Genomic DNA, 927 nt, shown 5'->3' on the forward strand with positions numbered 1-927 from the left:
GACGGCCTGCGTTTCGCTATCCGTGAAGGTGGCCGTACCGTAGGTGCTGGTGTTGTAGCTAAAGTTATCGCTTAATCGATACTTTAAATGCACACATGAAAGGGGGGGCTTCGGCCGCCCCTTTTGTTTTTGGGCTTTATCTGCCCTGTGAGATACTGGGCAAAACCATTGATTGAGGTAGTTTCCGTGAGCAAACCCGCCATTTTTCTGGATCGTGACGGTGTCATCAATGAAGACACTGGCTATGTCAGCCAGGTCGATGACTTCCATTTTCTGCCCGGAGTCATAGACGCCCTGCTGCTCCTCAAAAAGAAAGGCTATCTGCTGGTTGTTGTGACCAACCAGTCCGGAATCGCCCGCGGCTACTTCAGTGAAGATGACTTCATGAATCTGACCGAGTGGATGGATTGGTCACTGGCGGATCGGGATGTGGACCTCGATGGCATCTATTTCTGCCCCCATCATCCGGATCACGGAGCCCCCTGTGATTGCCGCAAACCGGAGCCAGGCATGCTGCTGTTGGCGCAACAGGAACTGGGGATCGACATGAGCCGTTCCTATATGGTGGGTGACAAGCCTTCCGATCTGAAAGCCGCCATCAATGCCGGGGTTGGTCATAAGATCATGGTCAGAACCGGTAAGCCAATCACCGAAGCGGGTAGCGCACTCGCAGATGCTATATATGACAATCTGTATGATTTTGCCGTCGCGGTGCCTGCAGCGAGCTAATTTCGCCGGTTAAATATGCTGATTGGTGGATTTGCGAGCGATTGAACGATGAAAGCCATCTTTTTGCAATTATCCCCTTGCCAGAACGAATTCACTCCCTATAATGCGCCTCCATCGACAGGGCAAGCGGCAACGCAAACAACCTCGTCGGTAACCTCGAAAAGCCTTTGAAAATAAGGCTTGACTCGAGAAGGCGGT

2 protein-coding genes are annotated in these 927 nt (G+C 52.0%); both read left to right on the forward strand.

Annotated elements, in window-relative coordinates; all coding sequences use genetic code 11:
- On the forward strand, positions 1 to 75 hold a 75-nt coding region (locus tag G5533_RS20390), incomplete at its 5' end, for a hypothetical protein (protein WP_197724836.1).
- Between the two features lie 111 nt (positions 76 to 186).
- Positions 187 to 729: a D-glycero-beta-D-manno-heptose 1,7-bisphosphate 7-phosphatase gene (gmhB, locus tag G5533_RS20395; RefSeq protein WP_280205610.1), complete on the forward strand. Its 543-nt coding sequence runs from the start codon at positions 187 to 189 to the stop codon at positions 727 to 729.
- Positions 730 to 927 lie beyond the last annotated feature (198 nt).

This window comes from Aeromonas sp. A600620, assembly GCF_029479985.1.
Taxonomy (GTDB): domain Bacteria; phylum Pseudomonadota; class Gammaproteobacteria; order Enterobacterales; family Aeromonadaceae; genus Aeromonas; species Aeromonas veronii_A.